The organism is Pseudomonas sp. DrBHI1 (assembly GCF_002205115.1).
In the GTDB taxonomy this organism is placed as follows: domain Bacteria; phylum Pseudomonadota; class Gammaproteobacteria; order Pseudomonadales; family Pseudomonadaceae; genus Aquipseudomonas; species Aquipseudomonas mosselii.
On the sequence record NZ_NIBE01000142.1, the window covers coordinates 57,609 to 59,996 of the forward strand.

General features: G+C 62.7%; 4 protein-coding genes. All 4 read left to right on the top strand.

Annotated elements, in window-relative coordinates; translation table 11 throughout:
• On the top strand, positions 1-217 hold a 217-nt coding region (locus tag CC207_RS28110; protein WP_371916521.1), incomplete at its 5' end, for an arsenic resistance protein.
• A 3-nt stretch (positions 218-220) separates the two neighbouring features.
• Entirely contained in the window at positions 221-937 is a 717-nt protein-coding gene (arsH, locus tag CC207_RS25560) for an arsenical resistance protein ArsH (RefSeq protein ID WP_088853001.1), read from the top strand.
• Positions 938-949: 12 nt separating this feature from the next.
• The gene (locus CC207_RS25565; protein WP_088853002.1) at positions 950-1,453 is read left to right on the top strand and encodes a dual specificity protein phosphatase family protein; all 504 of its coding nucleotides are present in this window, start codon (positions 950-952) and stop codon (positions 1,451-1,453) included.
• A gap of 32 nt (positions 1,454-1,485) precedes the next feature.
• Positions 1,486-2,388, top strand: a 903-nt coding sequence (locus tag CC207_RS25570) for an ArsJ-associated glyceraldehyde-3-phosphate dehydrogenase (RefSeq protein ID WP_088853003.1), incomplete at its 3' end; no start/stop codon positions are given.

A 2,388-nucleotide genomic window follows, 5' to 3' on the forward strand; every position in this document is an offset into this window, starting at 1 on the left:
GCGCACCACCGCGCTGGCGTTCACCGCAGCGAGCAACAACTTCGAGCTGGCCATTGCCGTGGCCATCGCCACCTTCGGCCTCGCATCGCCGGTTGCCTTTGCCACTGTCATCGGCCCCTTGGTGGAAGTGCCGGTGTTGATCTCGCTGGTGGGCGTGGCCTTGTGGCTCAAGCGCCGCTGGTTTGATCAGCCCTCTGGTGCCTTGTCTCAGGAGTAAATCATGACCGAACATCACATCCCCAACATCGACAACGATCTGGTCGACCTGCCGACAGCAGACAAACTGGCAGTCGAGCAAAAGTCCACCCATAAGCCTCGCATCCTGCTGCTGTACGGCTCGACCCGCGAGCGCTCCTTCAGCCGTCTGCTGACAGAAGAAGCGGCACGCCTGCTGGAGCACTTCGGTGCGGAGACGCGGATCTTCAATCCCTCCGGCCTGCCACTGGCGGATGACGTGCCCGATGACCACCCCATGGTCAAGGAACTGCGTGAGCTGGTGCTGTGGTCGGAAGGCATGGTCTGGTGCTCGCCTGAGCGCCACGGCGCGATGACTGGTGTGTTCAAGTCGCAGATCGACTGGATTCCACTGAGCATGGGCGCCGTGCGCCCAACGCAGGGCAAGACCCTCGCGGTGATGCAGGTCTGCGGCGGCTCGCAATCGTTCAACGTGGTCAACCAGCTGCGCGTCCTCGGTCGCTGGATGCGCATGTTCACCATCCCCAACCAGTCATCCGTACCCAAGGCCTACCTGGAGTTCGACGAGGCCGGCCGCATGAAGCCCTCGGCGTACTACGACCGTGTCGTCGACGTGATGGAGGAGCTGGTGAAGTTCACCCTGCTGCTTCGTGACCGCGCCGACTACCTGGTCGATCGCTACTCCGAGCGCAAGGAGTCGGCTGAAGAGCTTTCCAAACGCGTTAATCAACGCTCCATCTGAGGCTTTCTGAGCATGCAACTGCACCCGTATTCCGTGCTGGCCACTCCCGAGTTGATCGGCCAGCTGATCTTCACCCCGTGCCCTGGCACCAAGGAAACCTCGGTATCCCACGCGCTGGCAACGCTGCGCGAAGCTGGTGCGAGTGCACTGGTCACCCTGATGCCGAGTGAAGAGCTGCTGCAGAACGAGATCGACCTGCTGCCCGAGGAGTGCCAACTGCTGGGCCTCGAATGGTTCCACCTGCCGGTGGAAGACGACCAGGCGCCCGGCGAGCCCTTTGCTGCCGCCTGGGAGATCCACGGGGACCGCCTGAAAGCGTTGGTGATGACTGGCAAGACGATCGCCATTCACTGCAAAGGCGGCTCCGGCCGCACCGGGCTGTTTGCGGCCCGCCTGATGATCGAGTGCGGCATTCCCGTGCAGGAAGCTGTTGCTCAGGTCCAGGCCCTGCGCCCACGTGCGATTCGGAACCCTGCGCACGTCGACTACATCAACCTGTTCGCCAATACCCTCTGACCGTCCGCTGACGGCTACGCGAGAACAACACCATGGCAATCAAAGTAGGCATCAATGGGTTTGGCCGCATCGGTCGCTTGGCGCTGCGCGCGTCTTGGGACTGGCCAGAGTTCGAGTTTGTGCAGATCAATGATCCGGCCGGAGACGCCGAGACCCATGCCCACCTGATTAACTTCGACTCGGTCCACGGCCGCTGGCACCGTGAAGCCCATGCTGAGGGCAGTATGGTGGTGATCGACGGCAAGCGCATTCAGGTCACCGCGAACAAGACCATCGCCGACACCGACTGGTCGGGCTGCGACCTGGTCATCGAGGCCAGCGGCAAGATGAAATCGGTAGCCGAGCTCCAGGCCTATCTGGATCAGGGCGTCAAACGCGTGGTGGTCTGCGCTCCCGTGAAGGAGAAAGGCGCACTGAACGTGGTGATGGGCGTCAACCAGCACCTGTTCGACCCGGCGCAGCACCGCATCGTTACCGCCGCCTCTTGCACTACCAACTGCCTAGCCCCGGTGGTCAAGGTGATTCACGAGAACCTGGGCATCCGCCACGGATCGATCACCACCATCCACGACCTCACCAACACTCAGAGCATCCTCGATACGCCTCACAAGGACCTGCGCCGCGCCCGTGCCTCGGGCATGAGCCTGATCCCGACCACCACGGGCTCGGCCACCGCAATCGCCGAGATCTTCCCCGAGCTGCGTGGCAAGCTGAATGGTCACGCCGTGCGTGTACCGCTGGCCAACGCCTCGCTGACCGACTGTGTGTTCGAAGTTGAGCGTGAGACGACGGCTGAGGAGGTCAACGCGCTGCTGAAGGCGGCGGCCGAAGGACCGCTGAAAGACATCCTGGGCTACGAAGAACGCCCCCTGGTGTCCATCGACTACCGCACCGATCCGCGCTCCTCGATCATCGACGCGCTGTCGACCTTGGTG

What these genes read in the sequence shown, in the direction of transcription:
- CC207_RS25565 (WP_088853002.1), top strand. Translation starts at nt 950, where the DNA reads ATGCAACTGCACCCGTATTCCGTGCTGGCCACTCCCGAGTTGATCGGC.
- arsH (WP_088853001.1), top strand. Translation starts at nt 221, where the DNA reads ATGACCGAACATCACATCCCCAACATCGACAACGATCTGGTCGACCTG.